Annotated in this window: 17 protein-coding genes, 1 tRNA gene, 2 pseudogenes and 1 other annotated feature; of the genes and pseudogenes, 15 read left to right on the top strand and 5 right to left on the bottom strand. The window is 58.5% G+C overall.

All coding sequences use genetic code 11. From position 1 onward, the window contains the following. Nucleotides 1-56: 56 nt before the first annotated feature. Genes ACK3EW_RS10220 through ACK3EW_RS10210 form a run of 3 tightly spaced genes read left to right on the top strand, consistent with a single transcriptional unit; the run spans nucleotide 57 to nucleotide 2130 of the window. Entirely contained in the window at nucleotides 57-575 is a 519-nt protein-coding gene (locus ACK3EW_RS10220) for a helix-turn-helix domain-containing protein (protein WP_085632060.1), read from the top strand. Beyond that, a complete protein-coding gene (locus ACK3EW_RS10215; protein WP_439120197.1) occupies nucleotides 572-1342 on the top strand; it encodes an ATP-binding cassette domain-containing protein in 771 nt (256 codons plus the stop codon). The genes ACK3EW_RS10220 and ACK3EW_RS10215 overlap by 4 nt, the downstream gene beginning before the upstream one ends. Beyond that, the gene (locus ACK3EW_RS10210) at nucleotides 1342-2130 is read left to right on the top strand and encodes a metal ABC transporter permease (protein ID WP_493809474.1); all 789 of its coding nucleotides are present in this window, start codon (nucleotides 1342-1344) and stop codon (nucleotides 2128-2130) included. The genes ACK3EW_RS10215 and ACK3EW_RS10210 overlap by 1 nt, the downstream gene beginning before the upstream one ends. 363 nt (nucleotides 2131-2493) lie before the next feature. Here ACK3EW_RS10210 and ACK3EW_RS10205 read toward each other — a convergent pair whose 3' ends face one another. Further along, a complete protein-coding gene (locus tag ACK3EW_RS10205; RefSeq protein WP_493809473.1) occupies nucleotides 2494-3111 on the bottom strand; it encodes a TetR/AcrR family transcriptional regulator in 618 nt (205 codons plus the stop codon). Between the two features lie 99 nt (nucleotides 3112-3210). Here ACK3EW_RS10205 and ACK3EW_RS10200 point away from each other — a divergent pair, with 99 nt between their 5' ends. The 6 genes from ACK3EW_RS10200 (at nucleotide 3211) to ACK3EW_RS10175 (ending at nucleotide 8167) form a co-directional block, all read left to right on the top strand. Beyond that, complete coding sequence (locus ACK3EW_RS10200) at nucleotides 3211-5490, top strand: xanthine dehydrogenase family protein molybdopterin-binding subunit (protein ID WP_493809472.1); 2280 nt, start codon at nucleotides 3211-3213, stop codon at nucleotides 5488-5490. Next, nucleotides 5487-5951, top strand: a complete 465-nt coding sequence (locus tag ACK3EW_RS10195; RefSeq protein ID WP_493809471.1) for a (2Fe-2S)-binding protein — start codon at nucleotides 5487-5489, stop codon at nucleotides 5949-5951. Before ACK3EW_RS10200 ends, ACK3EW_RS10195 begins: the two co-directional genes overlap by 4 nt. After that, entirely contained in the window at nucleotides 5948-6877 is a 930-nt protein-coding gene (locus tag ACK3EW_RS10190) for an FAD binding domain-containing protein (protein WP_493809470.1), read from the top strand. The genes ACK3EW_RS10195 and ACK3EW_RS10190 overlap by 4 nt, the downstream gene beginning before the upstream one ends. Nucleotides 6878-6904: 27 nt before the next feature. Beyond that, nucleotides 6905-7573 carry a DUF2461 domain-containing protein gene (locus ACK3EW_RS10185; protein ID WP_493809469.1) on the top strand — a complete coding sequence of 223 codons (669 nt, stop codon included), beginning with the start codon at nucleotides 6905-6907 and terminating at the stop codon, nucleotides 7571-7573. 69 nt (nucleotides 7574-7642) lie between these two features. Next, nucleotides 7643-7948: a YdeI/OmpD-associated family protein gene (locus tag ACK3EW_RS10180; RefSeq protein ID WP_493809468.1), complete on the top strand. Its 306-nt coding sequence runs from the start codon at nucleotides 7643-7645 to the stop codon at nucleotides 7946-7948. Nucleotides 7949-7954: 6 nt separating this feature from the next. Next, nucleotides 7955-8167 carry a YdeI/OmpD-associated family protein gene (locus ACK3EW_RS10175; RefSeq protein ID WP_493809467.1) on the top strand — a complete coding sequence of 71 codons (213 nt, stop codon included), beginning with the start codon at nucleotides 7955-7957 and terminating at the stop codon, nucleotides 8165-8167. Nucleotides 8168-8347: 180 nt separating this feature from the next. Here the strand turns inward: ACK3EW_RS10175 and ACK3EW_RS10170 are convergent. After that, nucleotides 8348-8608, bottom strand: a pseudogene (locus tag ACK3EW_RS10170) (integrase core domain-containing protein); the annotation flags it as partial. Between the two features lie 51 nt (nucleotides 8609-8659). On the opposite strand from ACK3EW_RS10170, the gene ACK3EW_RS10165 reads away from it, so the two are divergent. Together ACK3EW_RS10165 and ACK3EW_RS10160 are read left to right on the top strand one after the other, a co-directional pair. Then, a protein-coding gene (locus ACK3EW_RS10165; RefSeq protein WP_493808251.1) for an IS3 family transposase occupies nucleotides 8660-9894 on the top strand; the annotation gives its coding sequence in 2 pieces (ribosomal slippage) (nucleotides 8660-8960 and nucleotides 8960-9894; 1236 coding nt in all). After that, nucleotides 8947-9063: a sequence feature (AL1L pseudoknot), on the top strand. Its footprint overlaps the gene before it by 117 nt. A 42-nt stretch (nucleotides 9895-9936) precedes the next feature. Further along, nucleotides 9937-10266: pseudogene (locus ACK3EW_RS10160) on the top strand (protein NO VEIN domain-containing protein); the annotation flags it as partial. Nucleotides 10267-11305: 1039 nt separating this feature from the next. Here ACK3EW_RS10160 and ACK3EW_RS10155 read toward each other — a convergent pair. The 3 genes from ACK3EW_RS10155 to ACK3EW_RS10145 all read right to left on the bottom strand — a co-directional run bounded on the left by ACK3EW_RS10155 (nucleotide 11306) and on the right by ACK3EW_RS10145 (nucleotide 12292). After that, nucleotides 11306-11905 carry a tyrosine-type recombinase/integrase gene (locus tag ACK3EW_RS10155; protein WP_493809466.1) on the bottom strand — a complete coding sequence of 200 codons (600 nt, stop codon included), beginning with the start codon at nucleotides 11903-11905 and terminating at the stop codon, nucleotides 11306-11308. A 25-nt stretch (nucleotides 11906-11930) separates the two neighbouring features. Continuing rightward, entirely contained in the window at nucleotides 11931-12059 is a 129-nt protein-coding gene (locus ACK3EW_RS10150; RefSeq protein ID WP_493809465.1) for a DUF6538 domain-containing protein, read from the bottom strand. A gap of 143 nt (nucleotides 12060-12202) precedes the next feature. After that, a tRNA-Ser gene (locus ACK3EW_RS10145) sits at nucleotides 12203-12292 on the bottom strand. A 160-nt stretch (nucleotides 12293-12452) separates the two neighbouring features. On the opposite strand from ACK3EW_RS10145, the gene ACK3EW_RS10140 reads away from it, so the two are divergent. From ACK3EW_RS10140 to ACK3EW_RS10125, 4 genes are all read left to right on the top strand, one after another. Next, entirely contained in the window at nucleotides 12453-13262 is an 810-nt protein-coding gene (locus ACK3EW_RS10140) for a DUF2059 domain-containing protein (protein WP_493809464.1), read from the top strand. A 191-nt stretch (nucleotides 13263-13453) separates the two neighbouring features. Further along, nucleotides 13454-14104 carry a 50S ribosomal protein L21 gene (locus ACK3EW_RS10135; protein ID WP_439120274.1) on the top strand — a complete coding sequence of 217 codons (651 nt, stop codon included), beginning with the start codon at nucleotides 13454-13456 and terminating at the stop codon, nucleotides 14102-14104. A gap of 13 nt (nucleotides 14105-14117) precedes the next feature. Beyond that, the gene (gene rpmA, locus ACK3EW_RS10130) at nucleotides 14118-14387 is read left to right on the top strand and encodes a 50S ribosomal protein L27 (RefSeq protein WP_085631097.1); all 270 of its coding nucleotides are present in this window, start codon (nucleotides 14118-14120) and stop codon (nucleotides 14385-14387) included. Nucleotides 14388-14496: 109 nt separating this feature from the next. Further along, nucleotides 14497-15042 (top strand): GNAT family N-acetyltransferase, encoded by a 546-nt coding sequence (locus ACK3EW_RS10125; RefSeq protein WP_493809463.1) that lies wholly within the window; start codon nucleotides 14497-14499, stop codon nucleotides 15040-15042. The last annotated feature ends 19 nt before the right edge of the window (nucleotides 15043-15061 follow it).

Genomic DNA, 15061 nt, shown 5'->3' with positions numbered 1-15061 from the left:
CGGGAACTCCATGTGATCTTATAACGTTACAGGCTCAATACTGGAAATGTAATAACATGACAAGTGGTGACAACGCATCGAAATCAACCGCATCCGAGCCGGTTGGCTTTGAACGGCATGATCATGCCGGATGTATTGCTTCGGCCCTTGCGGCTGCAGATGCGCATTGCGCCGAAAACGGGTTACGTTTTACGCCGGTGCGTCGTCAGGCGCTTGAATTCCTGTTGCAGGAACACCGGGCCATTGGGGCTTATGAAATGCTCGACCGGCTGCGCGATGCCGGGTTTGGATCGCAACCGCCCGTGGCCTACCGCGCGCTTGAATTTCTGGTGGCACACGGGTTTGCGCACAAAATCGAACGACTCAACGCCTTTATCGCCTGCGCCCATCCCGGTGCCGACCATTCTCCGGCCTTCATGATCTGTCGCATGTGCCAATCCGTGGCCGAGGCGCAGTCCGAGCCCTCGCGCGAGGGGTTGGGCGACATGGCCCGCGCTGCCGGGTTCCAAATCGAACGCACAATGCTCGAAGCCGAGGGCATTTGCCCCAGCTGCGCTGAGAAGGTCGAGACATGAGCTTGATCACGGCAAAGCGGATCAGTGTCGGCTATGGCGCAAACACAGTGTTGCGCAATGTCTCATTGACCATCGAGCCCGGTGAAATCGTCACCATTGTTGGTCCCAACGGGTCGGGGAAAACCACGCTTTTGCGGGCGTTGATTGGTGCCGTGCGTCCGGAATCGGGCCAGATCACGCGCAAGTCGGATTTGAGGATCGGATACGTCCCACAAAAACTTCATATCGATCCGACCCTGCCGATCACGGTCGAACGGTTCTTGCGTCTTCCCGGTGGCCACAAGACAGCCAGTTGTGCCCAAGCCTTGGACGAGGCCGGGGTCCCGGATCTTTCGGGCCGGCAGATGTCCAGCCTGTCTGGGGGACAATTTCAGCGTGTGCTGTTGGCCCGGGCCTTGATGGAAAAACCGGATTTGCTGTTACTGGATGAGGCGACGCAAGGGCTTGATCAACCCGGATCGGCGGCGTTCTACCTTCAGATCGAACGGGTGCGCCAGCGCACGGGCTGTGCTGTTCTGATGATCAGCCACGAACTGCATGTCGTGATGAGTGCGTCTGACAGGGTGGTGTGTCTGAATGGGCATGTCTGTTGCGAAGGCACACCCGAAATCGTATCGGCGGCGCCGGAATATCGTGCGTTGTTCGGCACCGGCACAGGCGGTGCTTTGGCGCTTTATCGACACGAACACGATCATGCCCATGACGAATCCTGTGACCACGATCATGGGCCGCATGATCACAGGAAAGAAACCGAGGCGGCAGAATAATGCTGGATGATTTCATGACCCGTGCGGTTCTCGCCGGGGTAGGGGTGGCAGTCGCCGCAGCCCCGCTGGGAAGTTTTGTTGTGTGGCGGCGCATGGCCTATTTCGGGGACGCCACCGCCCATGCCGCGATTCTCGGCGTGGCGCTATCGCTTGCCCTGCAGATGTCGATCTTTGCAGGAGCCATGGCGGTTGCACTTGTGATGGCGTTGACGGTCACGCTGCTGTCAGGACGCGGCTATGCGATGGACACGCTGCTGGGTGTGCTTGCACATTCGGCACTTGCGTTCGGGTTGGTCGCCGTGTCCTTCCTGTCGGGGATCCGCATTGATCTCATGGCCTATCTTTTCGGAGACATCCTTGCCGTATCCCGTAGCGATCTTGCGGTGATTTGGGGAGGGGCTGCCTTGGTCGCCGGGCTGATGGCGTGGCGATGGTCCGCTTTGTTGACATCCACCGTGAGCGAGGAGCTGGCTTATGCCAGCGGTATCGACCCAAAGCGGGAACAACTGATCCTGACCGTGGCACTTGCCATCACGGTTGCCGTCGCGATCAAGGTGGTCGGTGTTCTGCTCATTGCCGCGATGTTGATCATACCTGCGGCAGCGGCCCGCCCATTGTCGCGCACACCCGAACAGATGGCTTTGACAGCCGGTATAATCGGGGCGCTATCGGCCCTGATCGGCCTGAACGCCGCTTACGTCTTCGATACACCCGCCGGACCATCCATCGTATGCGTGGCGGCCCTAGCGTTTCTCGCCACCAGCGTAACCCGCAGCCTTCGACGCTGATGCCGCCTTTGTTTTTGCCATTGAAGAAAAATGGTGGAGAGACAGTCCAAAAATGCATACATATCAATGACTTAAATCTTTGATATTGCGAGAAATGTATTTCTGCAGTGTTGCATTTTGTGCAGCAAAATGTGCAGCAAAAAGTTTCGTAGATCGTGATCATGTGACATTCAATCCAGAGAAACAGTCTCTGGCAATGGACCGATCAGCTTAAATGTGGGGTATACCAGCCATTCAACCGTGCCGCAGCAAAGGTCCGCGAAGAGCCCATTTTACCGAATGCTGCGTTCAGCACAAACGGCTGCTTTTCAGCGCTGTGTCAAGAATACTTCCGAAGTGATCCTGGATGCGAAATTCCGGTTTTTAGGTCTTGGGATTTCTACCTTTTGCGCTGCTTTTCTTAAACACAGCATCAAAACAAGCTGCGCTGGTTCGTTCTGGTTCTGGATAAGGCGCGGGATCAAGGCCGAGGACCGCACGCTCGTAACGGTGCCCTTTCAGAAGCGCGACGTAGCGCTCGGCACGTGCGTCCTCTGGCAAAGCGACCGAACGGCAGTGCGGCGTGCCTATCGCGATCATGGCCTCGAAACTGTCGGCAGTGCCCTGATATGCGGCCTCGAAGTAGAGTTTGGTCGCTTTGGGCTGTTGGCGTGCTTGTTCACTCAAAATCCGTGAAAAATGGATCGTCTCAGGGTTGTTGAGGAAGGTCAGCAAATTGGTTCCAAAACCAACCATGGCCGTCCGAAAGCTTTCAAAATCCCCGATGTCTTGGGATTGCGGTGGTTTGAACCGCTCAACCTCGGTCTCGATCACCTTTTGAAGCAAGCCATCCATATTGCCGAAGTAACGGTAAATGGTGGCCTTCGATGTACCCGCCTCGCGCGCAACGGCGACTGTTGTCGTACCGTTATACCCGTTTGCGAAAAGGAGCTTTCGCGCAGCTTTAAGTGTGCGAGCCTCGTTGTCTTGCGTGTTTTCCATGAGCGCGACCTAGCAGTACCTTGCGTGTAAACAAATACCCTTGCCGGATGCTGTAGTCCAATCTAAGTCAGTCGGTACTGAGCGGTACAGGGGTAGGCGATGGGCAAGGCAGAGAACGAATGGCGGATTGATGGGCCTGACAAAGTCATGGGGCGCACACGCTATGTCGATGACTTGCGGCAGGCTGATCTTGGCTTTGAGATGCTGCATGCCTTCATTGTCACCAGCACGATTGCCAAGGGTCGCATTACAAAGTTGGAGACAGCGACTATAGAGACGTTTCCAGGTGTGCGGGCCGTCATGACACATCTGAATGCCCCGCGCTTGCGCAAGGTGTTCTCGCTCAGCATGAGTGAAATAGGTGACATTCTCCCCCTGCAAGACGCCCGCATTCATTACCGCGGGGAGGTCGTGGCCGTCATCATTGCCGACAATGCTAAAACAGCGCAAACAGCAGCTGGGCTTCTTCAAATTGGCTATGCGAGTGAGGCGGGCGCGTTTGTTCTCGCCGACGCGCAGAACAGGTTGAAACCGGTTAAGCGCGCAGGCATGGCCCATGGCAAGATCACAAAGGGAGATGCGGCGGCGGCCTATACGGCCAGCGACGAGCAACTCGACGTATCATTTCATTCAGCCCCCTATCATCACAACGCTATTGAGCCTGGAGCCGCGATTGCCAAATGGGACGACGACGGAGGGCTGACCGTTCACGCGGCAGTCCAGTGGCATCACATCGACACCATGGCATTGGGTCAGGCCTTCGGCCTTGGTATGGCCGACCGTCTTCCAGGATTTCTGGCGCGCAAGGTTTTGGGGCGCACCTTTGAGGGGAAAGTGCGGCTTCACAACCATCTGGCTGGTGGCGCCTTTGGCCGGAACCTCGCAATGACGCATATGTTTCTGGCGGCTATGGCGGCGAAGCTGGTGCAGGAGCCGGTGAAGATAGCCGTGTCGCGCGCGCAAACTTACACGCTGCTCAGCTATCGCGGCGAAGTCGCGCAGCGTCTGCGGATCGGGGCCACTAAAGAAGGGCGGATGAATGCGCTCATCGTGGACCCAGATTGTGCCAACGGGGCGGGTGGGGCCTACGTCGAGCCAGTCGGATCGTGGTCTTGCCAAATCTATGGGCAGAAGACCCATTATCTGCAACACCGCGTGGCCAAGCTTGATCTAAATGCAAACGGCTGGATGCGCGGCCCTGGCGGGGCCTCTGCCATGTTTGCGCTGGAAAGCGCTATGGATGAGCTGGCCCTTAGAACTGGGCTTGACCCATTGGAAGTCCGCCTTCGGAACCATGCCGACATCGACCCTGAAAGCGGTAAACCCTGGTCCCGAAAGTCCCTGCGCGCTTGCTACGACGCGGGCGCGAAGGCCATTGGCTGGAACCAGCGCCCCAAGGGGGGGAGCCTGCGCGCAGATGGCCGCTTGCGCGGGTTTGGGATGGCCACTTCCTATGAGGGCTGCTTGCGGTTTCCCGCTAGCGCGGGTGTCACGCTAACCAAGAATGGCGTCACCATTTCTGCGACCATCGCCGAGATGGGACAGGGGACGCTGACAGGACTGCATACCCTCGCGGCAGAAGCGATGGGTGTAGCCCGTAAGGACGTGGCGCTGAAGACCGACACAACCGGGCTGCCCGCAGGCGCAGGAAGCATCGCGTCAACAGGTTGCTTCAGCAATGCGGCTGCGATCTGGGAGGCTGCCGATGTGGTCAAGTCGCGTCTGTTTGCGCATGTGTGCAATGTGCAAGGTGGTCCGTTCGATGGTGCGGATCCCAAGGCACTGACCATAGAGGACGGTATCGTTACAGCTGGAGGCAATCGACGGCAGTCGTTACGAGACGCGATTGAGGGATACCCAGGCGGGCGCATTCACCACGTTGCCACGACCGGGCGGAACTTCGGGCGGTCAAAGTCGAAAAAAGCCGTGTTCGGCGCACTTTTCACCGAGATCGCCGTCGATCCGATCACGATGGAAATCAGCGTGGAGCGTATGATCGGGGCCTTTGCGGGCGGGCGGATCATCAACCCGAATATCGTAAACGGCCAGCTGGTCGGCTCAATGATCTGGGGCATCGGGCAGGCCTTGTTCGAAGAAACGCGTATTGATCGTCGTGACGGGCGCTGGCTTAACGCGGAAATGGGCGAAGCGATGATCGCGACGCAAGCAGATGTTCACGAGGTGCGCGCAATCACCGTGCCGGACGACGAAAGCCATGCGCACCCCATCGGTATGAAGGGGCTGGCTGAGGTGGCTGTGCTGGGTCCTGCACCCGCCATCGCCAACGCCTTTTTTGATGCGACGGGCAAGCGCCTGCGCAGCCTTCCCATGCGACTTGAGGATCGTCTCGCCGCCCCCGTGACGGAGACGCGCCTATGACCTGCCTCAACGTTAACGGAACTACTCATGATCTGGACATCGGCCCGCACGAGACACTGTTGGATGTGCTGAGGGATCGGCTTGATCTGACCGGTTCGAAAAAGGGATGCGACCATGGGCAATGCGGAGCCTGTACGGTAATCGTGGATGGAAAGGCGGTATTGTCGTGTCTGACACTTGCCGCTCGTGTGGCGGCCCCGGTTGAAACGATCGAAGGGCTGTCTGACGGGATCACCCCGCATCCAATGCAAGTGGCGTTTCTGGAGCACGACGCTTATCAATGCGGCTTCTGCACACCGGGGCAGATCATGTCTGCTGTGGCCTGCGCCCGCGCGGGGGAGGCGATGGATGCGGAGGCGATCCGTAAGACAATGGCAGGCAACCTCTGCCGATGCTCTGCCTATCCAATGATCATCGATGCCGTGCTCGACGGCGCAAAGCGGATGGGAGAAGGGCAATGAACGCGGCAAAGATCATTGCAGGCGGGACGACGCTCGTGGATCTGATGAAGCTGGGTGTCGAGGCGCCTGAAGCACTGATCGACATTGTCGCGGATCGCGCCCTCCCTTCTGAAGTTCAGATAACGCAGGACGATCTGCGCATCGGAGCGCTGGCGACGATGGCTGAGGTGGCGGCCGATCCCGGCGTCCTAGCTCATTATCCGGCGATTGCACAATCGCTGCAACAAGCGGCCAGCCCGCAAATCCGCAACATGGCGACCATTGGCGGCAACCTGATGCAGCGCACCCGTTGTACGTGGTTTCGCGATACCTCTACCAACTGCGCAAAACGCACTCCAGGCGCGGGATGCTCGGCGTTAGATGGACCTGGGCGGGGGATGGCTGTTTTGGGGCGAGGGTCCGCTTGCATCGCAGCCTATCCCGGCGATCTGGCCGTCGCATTGGTTGCCTACGGCGCATCAATTACGCTGCGCGCAGCAGATGGTTCGGAGCGGGTTATAACAGTCGCCGACTTCCACCTCCTCCCTGGTGAGACGCCTCATCTGGAAACTGTTCTGGCCGCAGGCGAACAGATTGTCACGGTGCATGTTCCCAATGGCTATTGGACCCATTCGAGCTACACAAAGCTGCGCGACCGGGCCGCTTATGCCTTCGCGCTCGCCTCGGTCGCACTTTGCGTCAGGATGGATCCGGACGGCAAAATCACGGCCGCTAGGCTCGCCATCGGAGGGCTGGCATCTAAACCGTGGGCCTGTCCCGCAGCAGAGGACATGCTGGTCGGCGAGACTCTTACGCCCGAGCTTACTCAGGCGGTGGCCGACACTTGCTTTGCAGAAGCCGAGGGCGATCCGGGCATGATATTGCTCGGCAAAGCCGCGGTCCGCGCAGCACTTGAGCGTTTTAGACCTAAACGACAGGCTGACTAACGGCATAGACGGGAAAGGCGGACCATCATGACTGGATTTTCGACTGAAAGCTTCACCTTCCTGCGCGGGCTGGAGGACAACAACAACCGCGATTGGTTCAACGAGAACAAGGCGCAGTTTACGAAGCATCTGGAACAGCCCTTCGCTGATCTGCTTGAGGCGCTGAGCAATCGCCTATCGGACGCCAGACGACCACTTTCGGGCGGTAAATCTACCATGTTCCGCATGAACCGCGATGTGCGGTTCTCAAAGGACAAGACGCTCTACAAGACGAACGTGTCGGGAATGTTGACCCCCTCGGGCAGCAAATCAGAAGTCTCCTCTATCTTGTATCTCCACCTGCAATCCGGTGGCGGGTTTGCGGCGGCGGGGTACTACAACCTCTCGCCCAAACAGTTGATCCCGATCCGCGATGCCATTGTCGAGCGGGCGGAGAGGTTCGACGAGGTTCTGGCCGAGTTGTCGCAATCAGGGCGCAGCCTTGATGATGACCAGATGCTGTCTTCCATGCCGCGCGGGTACGCGCAGCATTCCGCGCATCGGCACGCCGCGCATATCCGCCGCAAGAGCCTGCTCATTCAGCAACCGCTGGCCGAGGACGACTGGATATCGGGCGATGTGATCGACCATGTCGAGCGTTTGGCACGGGATGCCATGCCCCTTCTGACATTCCAAGACCCCGCTCGACCATCATGATGCCTATGTGCAGCCAGTGAAATGAAAGCGGATTCCTTTTAACAGGTTGAAATCATCTCTGCGCAAGAGTTGTGGGTCTGGCTTTCTGCGAACCATGCACGCGAGACTGGAGTCTGGCTTGTGACGTGGAAAGCCCTACGGCGGGACAGATATGTGTCGCGCGAGGAGGTTTTAGATGCGTTGATCGCCTATGGCTGGATCGACGGGCGGCGCATGGTTTTGGATGCGGACCGGACAATGCAACTGATCAGCCCGCGCCGCGAACAGAGATGGGCGCAAACCTACAAGCGCCGCGCTTTACGCCTTGAGCATGAAGGGCGGATGATGTCCGAGGGCCGTGCCGCCATTGCTGCGTCGAAGAAGGCCGGACTCTGAGACGCGATGGCCCATGTGGATCGACTTGAGATGCCGTCTGACCTTGCGAACGCTCTTGACGCGAAGAACGCGGCAGCGTGGTGGACCGCGGCCGCCCCCTCCTATCGGCGCAACGTCTTGCGTTGGATTGAAACCGCTAAAAGGCCTGAAACGCGTGGCAAGAGGATTGACGCAGTAGCAAGAGCCGCGGCGCTAGGTGAGAAAGTGCCAAACTACTGAATGCGAGTTCAGAAATAATCTCAGGTAAGTGTTAGAAGAAAAATTGAATTGTCGGCCAAATTAAATCTTCCTGATATCACATTGTCGGTCCGTCAGGCTTGACCTTGGGCTATCGTTGCGGGTCACAAGAAAATTGAGAACAGGTCTGGCGTGCCCCCATCGGGTGGTCCGGTTTAAATGTTAGTGCATCGTTGGCCTCAGGTCTATCGGGACGATGCTTTCCGGCGCTGGCGGCCGATATCCTAATGCGCTGTGCGGCCTGACCGTGTTGTAGTGGATGCGCCATTGCTCGATCAGGATTTGGGCTTCCTTCAAGCTGTAGAAGATTTCACCATTTAACAACTCTTCGCGGAACCTGCCGTTGAAGCTTTCGCAGTAGCCGTTTTCCCAGGGTGAACCCGGTTCGATATAAGCGGTCGTGGCACCAACCGCTGCGATCCAGTGAACCGCCCCGGGTTTACCGGAGAGTAAAACACTCAAAGGATGAGCCCTATGACAAAGCAGAGATTCACCCCCGCCTATCCGGCCGAGCTTCGCGAACGCGGTGTTCGGATGTTTCGAGAGAACCGTACCGATTATTCCAGCGATACGGCCGCCTATAAGGCCATCGCGCCGAAGCTTGGCTGTTCGCCGGACAGTCTGCGGGTCTGGTGTCAGCAGGCCGAACGCGATGCCGGGCAGCGGGCCGGTCTGACAAGTGCCGAGAAGGATCGGATCAAGGAACTTGAGCGTGAGGTCCGTGAACTGCGCCAGGCCAACGAGATCCTGAAGAAGGCCAGCGCATATTTCGCAGCGGCGGAGCTCGACCGCCCATTCCGCAAATGATCGCGTTCATTGATGATCACCGTTGTGTCCATGGTGTCGGGCCGATCTGCCGGGTTCTGGGGATCGCACCATCGACTTATTACGCCTTCAAGGCCGTGGAGCGTGATCCGGATCTGGCATCGGACCGGGCCAGGCAGGATCAGCTGGACATGGCTGCGATCAAGCAGGCCTTCGAGGGCAGCCGGGGCCGATATGGCGCGCGCAAGGTCTGGCACCAGCTACGCCGCAGTGGCCATGATATCGCCCGCTGCACGGTGGAGAGGTTGATGCAGGTCATGGGATTACAAGGCGTTGTGCGGGGCAAGAAGGTGATCACCACCAACCCCGATACGGCACAACCTTGCCCGCACGATAAGGTAAACCGAGCCTTCGTGGCGGACATGCCAAACCAGCTTTGGGTCAGCGACTTCACCTATGTTTCCAGCTGGCAAGGAATGGTCTACGTGGCTTTCATCATCGACGTCTTCGCCCGCAAGATCGTTGGCTGGCGGGTCTCGACCTCGATGACGACTGGTTTCGTCTTGGATGCCCTGAACCAGGCCATCTGCCAGAGGGCGCCGTCTGAGGCTGACAAATTGATCCATCACAGTGATCGTGGCAGCCAATACCTGTCGATCCGATACACCGAGCGGCTCGCAGAGGCCGGCATCGATACCTCGGTCGGAAGCGTCGGCGATTCCTATGATAATGCCCTCGCCGAAAGCATCATCGGCCTGTTCAAGACCGAGGTCATCAAGTTCCTCGGCCCCTGGAAGTCGGTCGGTCAGGTCGAATGGGAAACTCTGAAATGGGTCGACTGGTATAACAACACCCGCCTTCACAGCGCCGTCGGTTACATCACGCCACAAGAAGCAGAGGAGGCATTCTACGCAAGCTTGAACGCTGACGAAAAAGCAGCCTAACTATTGAACCAGAAACTCTCCGGTAAACCCGGGGCGGTTCACTTGAAGCACGAGCGTGACACGCTGACTGCAGCGGGGCGGGAGGACTTGGCGCAGCAAATCCGCTGGGTGTCCGAAGAAGACGGCGATGGCGCGGGCTATGATATTGCCAGTTTCGATGCAGACGGACGGCAGCGTCTCATCGAGGTGAAGACCACAAACGGCTGGGAACGCACGCCGTTCCATGTCTCGCGCAATGAACTTGCAGTGGCAGATGAACGGCGCGAGGCATGGTGCTTGTTTCGCCTTTGGAACTTCGCACGAACGCCCAAGGCTTTCGAGTTGCGCCCACCGCTTGATGCGCATGTGTCGCTCACGGCGACCAGCTTTTAAGCTAGCTTTCACTGAATTGTTTTGACGAGACATGGCCTGAAAGCAGCGCATCAATGGAGCGCGAGATAAAAGGGTTGCCGCATTCGGCACGCAACTGGTTGTGGTGACTGACTTTATTCAGCCGCACCCCTGTACTCGATGCGGCAACAATACGGTTAACCCACTGACTTCGCGGGAATAATTCAGCGGCACATTCCTAATGGGCGTTGTTTGGCGGCGTCAAGTTCAACGCCAAATCAGATATTTAGCTGTCTTTAAGCAGTAAGGGTTGGAGGGTTGCCGTGCGATTTCTTCATCAATATCAGACACCTAGGCACGTTTTGCCGCACCTCTTTTATCTTGCGCTCCCATTGTTGGGCGCAAGATACCAACTCTCAATGCTCGGACTCGTCGCCTCGTCTACGGAGTAGCTGCCAAAAGCAGGTTTCCGCATTGTGCATATCAGCGGTCTGAAAACACTACGAAATTGCAGGAAACCTGCACACGACCGATTTGCATGCACGCGAGAACGCTAGTCACGTCAGTGACTTGCGGCATTCGTGGCAGGCGCTTTTATCTTGCCCTTTTTCCTGTTGTCTTCCGCAGCCCTCCGAAACCAGCTCTTGGCGCGCGTTGAAAGCCCCAAGATTGCAGGCTCGGACGAAGCTCCCAGACGCATGAGTCGGGGGCCGGGCGCGACCGCCAAGATGCTCACTTCGGTGCTTCGATTTGAGCCGCGCGTTTGGAGGGCTCCCCATCCGATTTGCACGCTGTGACAGGCCGCTTTGCGCGACGCGTTCGCGCGCCCTGCAAAATAGGCACGCGCCCGCCTAATGCTGCTCGACATGGCACCTTCACGCCCATCAGCAACACGCACCGAGCCGACTCAGTCGGTCGCGACCGCGGGGATCGAGGCGGCGCTGGTGAAGGTCGCAGGTCTGGTCGCGGAGGACCCGGTCTTCGTGCCGGTCTTTGAGCGGTTGGAAGCGGAGTTGGCCTTGGCCGTGAAGGAGGAGAACCGGATGTCAGAAGTGCAGCGCCGGGCGCGGACGCTCTTGGCTCAGAAGGCGATGCGAGCGATGAGTTCGGCAACCTGTTCCAGCGACGCGCCCTTGCCATACCGTTCCCGGTCGAGCCGGTGATCGAACAGGTCTCGGCGCATGCGGTCGTCGATCCCTGCGGCGAGCATCCGGTCTTCGAAGGAATGACGCAGCGAGTAGAACGAGTGGCGCGGCGTCTCAAGCAGGCCGTTGGCGCGCAGGAATTTGTTCACGACCGCGCTCAGGGTGGCCCGGTTGCGGTAGCGGGGGAAGCCCTCGGGGTACTGCTTGAAGGCTTCCAGAGAGACACCGGTCAGCGGGATCACGCGGCGAGCGTAGTGCGACTTCAATTGCCGCCCCTCGGGTTCGATCGAGATGTGTGGCACGTCACCATAGAGCCGGATCGTGTCCGCCGTGAGCGCCGCGCCTTCGGAGGGCCGGTAGCCCGTGTTGATCATCCCCAGCAGCAGAGCGCGGGCCTGGCCGTTCAACCCGTCGAGCGCACCGGGCGCGTCCAGATACCGAAAGCCCCGCGCCCGAGCGAGGTCGCGGGCAGCGTCGTAACGAGCCTGCGCATCCTCGCTGTTCCCGGCCAGACGCGCTTCCCAAGCTTCGATCATCTGGGACCACGCGCGATCCGCCTTGCTATGGGGCGACCGTCTCCGAGTCGGTGTGCAGGCTAATCCAGACCGTATCGCGCGGCTCAACCCCGCGATACCGGCGCGGGACGCGGCGGCGGAGGTGGTAGAGACGGCCTCGTTTCGCGATGCTCATGGCGGAGAAATCCCCCATTTGTGCAGCAAATTGTGTAGCAAAATGTGCAGCAAATCAAGCGGACCAAACACCGCCATCGGCGCGAAAACGCCGAATTTCGCACTACTATCAGTATGTTGGTAAGGGTCGCTTGGAGCCCACAATGGCGGAGAGACAGGGATTCGAACCCTGGGTGGACTTGCGCCCACAACGGTTTTCGAGACCGCCCCGTTCGACCACTCCGGCACCTCTCCGCGGGGATCTGGAGGGGCATTTAGCTTTTGCTTCAGACAGGTGCAACCTCTATTTCGCGTGAAATGCACGTGACTGTGTCAGCGGCTGTGGGTTGGAATTGTGCAGCATGCGCCATAGGTATGTTCCCAAGTGGCTCGGAGGATCAGGATGATCGGCGCGATGTTGAAGACGGTAGCAACTGGAGCAGCAGTGATCGCGTGGTCGTTGCCTGTATGGGCCAGTCCGACAAATGATCTTCTTGATGCGCTCGGCGTGCCGCAGATCGTTACGATTATGCGCGAAGAAGGCATGGAATACGGAGAAACCCTTGCCGGCGACATGGTGCCCGGCGGCAGTTCGGCGGGCTGGACGGCCACGGTGAACCGGATCTACGACGAAGAGCGCATGCTGGCCACCGTTCAAGACGTGTTCGCGGCGGAATTCGGAGATGCCGACCCCGCCACGTTGCTCGAATTCTTCACTTCTGAAACCGGACAACAGATTGTAAGCCTCGAACTCAGCGCACGCACTGCGATGCGCGAAGACGAAATCGAAGACGCAGCCCGCGCAGCCTTCAACGATCTTGATGGCACGGCATCCGAGCCTTTGGCGGCGATTGCTGAATTCGTCGACACCAATGATCTGGTCGAAGCCAACCTCGTTGGAGCGCTCAACGCCAACTACATGTTTTATCTTGGCCTAGTGGATGGCGGAGCGCTTCGGATGAGCGAATCCGAAATACTGACAGAGGTGTGGTCTTCCGAAGAGGAAACCCGCGCCGATACCCGCGAATGGGTCTTTGCGTTCCTTTTGATGGCGTATCGGCCGCTCGCGGACGGGGTGGTCGAAGACTACACGGAATTGTCCCGCACCGATGCGGGGCGCGCGCTGAACCGGGCGCTTTTTGCCGGGTTCAACAAGATGTATGATGACATTTCCTACGCGCTTGGCATGGCCGTTGCGCGGGAAATGCAGGTGCAGGAACTCTAGGCGCGAAACGCGTTGACAAACGCAGCCCGGGATTCCATAAGCCGCGCACATGAAAGTCGGGGCTTCGGTCCCGCCTTTTGTTTTTTGATGATAACGATGTCCCAAACGGGGCACGCTGTTCGAGGCGGGTCAACAGACCCACAAACACCGCAAGGCGGGGCCACAGAACGCGGGTGAAAAAGGAAGACTACATGTTCGCGGTGATGAAAACCGGCGGCAAGCAGTACAAAGTCCAATCGGGCGATATTCTGCGCGTCGAAAAACTGGCAGCCGATGCAGGCGAAAAAATCCAGTTCAATGAAATTCTGATGCTTGGCGGCGACAACGTCACAGTTGGCGCGCCTCTCGTGGCAGGTGCCGCGGTTCAGGCTGAAGTTGTTGACCAGATCAAAGGCGAAAAGGTCATCAACTTTGTCAAGCGTCGCCGGAAGCACAGCTCCAAGCGCACCAAGGGTCACCGTCAAAAGCTCACGCTTGTGCGTGTGACGGAAATCCTTGCGTCGGGTGCTGACAAGTCCGGCGTAAAAGCCGCTGTTGGTGCGGGTTCTGTTGCTGGCGTGGCTGTTGCTGCTGCCGCTCCGAAAAAGGCCGCTGCACCGAAGGCCGAAAAGAAAGCCGAAGCGCCCAAGGCGGCTGCTGCTGGCGCGGACGATCTCAAGTTGCTGTCTGGTGTCGGCCCGGCACTTGAGAAAAAGCTGCAAGAGGCAGGGGTCACTTCCTTTGCCCAGATCGCAGCATGGACAGACGCAGACGTCGAAGAATTCGGCGAAAAGCTTTCGTTCAAAGGCCGGATCGAGCGTGAAGGCTGGATCGAACAGGCCAAAGAACTGGCATCGAAGTAAGGAGACCTGACCTATGGCACATAAAAAAGCAGGCGGTTCATCCCGCAACGGTCGCGACTCTGCCGGACGCCGTCTTGGCGTCAAACTCTACGGTGGCCAGTCTGCGATCCCCGGCAACATCATCGTGCGTCAGCGCGGTACTAAATTTTGGCCGGGCAATGGCGTTGGCATGGGTAAGGATCACACGATCTTTGCAACCGTCGACGGCAACGTGACCTTCCACAAAGGCCTCAAGGGCCGCACCTTTATTTCGGTCCTGCCAACGGCGGAGGCCGCTGAGTAAGCCGACCTAAAGGGTTTTGGAAAAATCTGGGGGGATCGGCAAAGCTGCCGGTCCCTCTTTCCGTTTTCGGACGGGGGCCTGCCCAATATCTGCGATGAGGAGAGAGCAGATGAAATTGGAGACCATCATCGACGCGAACCAACCTGTCGTTCAGACAGATCGATTCTGTTTGCGTCCCCTGCAACCATCCGATGTCGGATTGATCGAACATTATGCCAGCGACAAACGTGTGGCGTCGATGACAACGTCGATTCCGCATCCCTTCCCGCCGGGTGCCGCCAAGGCCTTTGTCGATCGAAGCCTGTCGCCCAAGCGTGACGAGGATGTCTGGGTCATCGACGGCATTGCAGCTGACGGGGCCGAGGTAATGGGCCTGATTTCGCTTCACCGGATGGACCGCAACCAGTCCGAGGTGGGCTATTGGGTTGCGCCACCGTTCTGGAACACCGGCCTCGCGTCGGAAGCGGTCGAGGCTTTGGTCACGGCAAACCCGCTTGGCAATGAAACGATGTTTGCCAGCGTTTTTCAGGACAATCCGGCCTCGGCTCGTGTCCTGACGCATTGCGGCTTTGAATATATCGGTGACGCGGAGTCCTTTTCCGTCGCCAGAAACACAACGGTCAAAACCTGGACCTATCTCAAACGTATGGGCTGACGCGCGGTCGCAAACCGGG

Source organism: Marivita sp. NO-S04, assembly GCF_059070475.1.
This window is presented reverse-complemented; position numbering and strand designations above follow the sequence as displayed.

Bases quoted from the DNA above. Each gene is read 5' to 3' on its own strand.
- ACK3EW_RS10220 (WP_085632060.1), top strand. From the start codon at position 57: ATGACAAGTGGTGACAACGCATCGAAATCAACCGCATCCGAGCCGGTT.
- ACK3EW_RS10215 (WP_439120197.1), top strand. From the start codon at position 572: ATGAGCTTGATCACGGCAAAGCGGATCAGTGTCGGCTATGGCGCAAAC.
- ACK3EW_RS10210 (WP_493809474.1), top strand. From the start codon at position 1,342: ATGCTGGATGATTTCATGACCCGTGCGGTTCTCGCCGGGGTAGGGGTG.
- ACK3EW_RS10205 (WP_493809473.1), bottom strand. From the start codon at position 3,111: ATGGAAAACACGCAAGACAACGAGGCTCGCACACTTAAAGCTGCGCGA.
- ACK3EW_RS10200 (WP_493809472.1), top strand. From the start codon at position 3,211: ATGGGCAAGGCAGAGAACGAATGGCGGATTGATGGGCCTGACAAAGTC.
- ACK3EW_RS10195 (WP_493809471.1), top strand. From the start codon at position 5,487: ATGACCTGCCTCAACGTTAACGGAACTACTCATGATCTGGACATCGGC.
- ACK3EW_RS10190 (WP_493809470.1), top strand. From the start codon at position 5,948: ATGAACGCGGCAAAGATCATTGCAGGCGGGACGACGCTCGTGGATCTG.
- ACK3EW_RS10185 (WP_493809469.1), top strand. From the start codon at position 6,905: ATGACTGGATTTTCGACTGAAAGCTTCACCTTCCTGCGCGGGCTGGAG.
- ACK3EW_RS10175 (WP_493809467.1), top strand. From the start codon at position 7,955: ATGGCCCATGTGGATCGACTTGAGATGCCGTCTGACCTTGCGAACGCT.
- ACK3EW_RS10155 (WP_493809466.1), bottom strand. From the start codon at position 11,905: ATGATCGAAGCTTGGGAAGCGCGTCTGGCCGGGAACAGCGAGGATGCG.
- ACK3EW_RS10150 (WP_493809465.1), bottom strand. From the start codon at position 12,059: ATGAGCATCGCGAAACGAGGCCGTCTCTACCACCTCCGCCGCCGCGTC.
- ACK3EW_RS10140 (WP_493809464.1), top strand. From the start codon at position 12,453: ATGTTGAAGACGGTAGCAACTGGAGCAGCAGTGATCGCGTGGTCGTTG.
- ACK3EW_RS10135 (WP_439120274.1), top strand. From the start codon at position 13,454: ATGTTCGCGGTGATGAAAACCGGCGGCAAGCAGTACAAAGTCCAATCG.
- rpmA (WP_085631097.1), top strand. From the start codon at position 14,118: ATGGCACATAAAAAAGCAGGCGGTTCATCCCGCAACGGTCGCGACTCT.
- ACK3EW_RS10125 (WP_493809463.1), top strand. From the start codon at position 14,497: ATGAAATTGGAGACCATCATCGACGCGAACCAACCTGTCGTTCAGACA.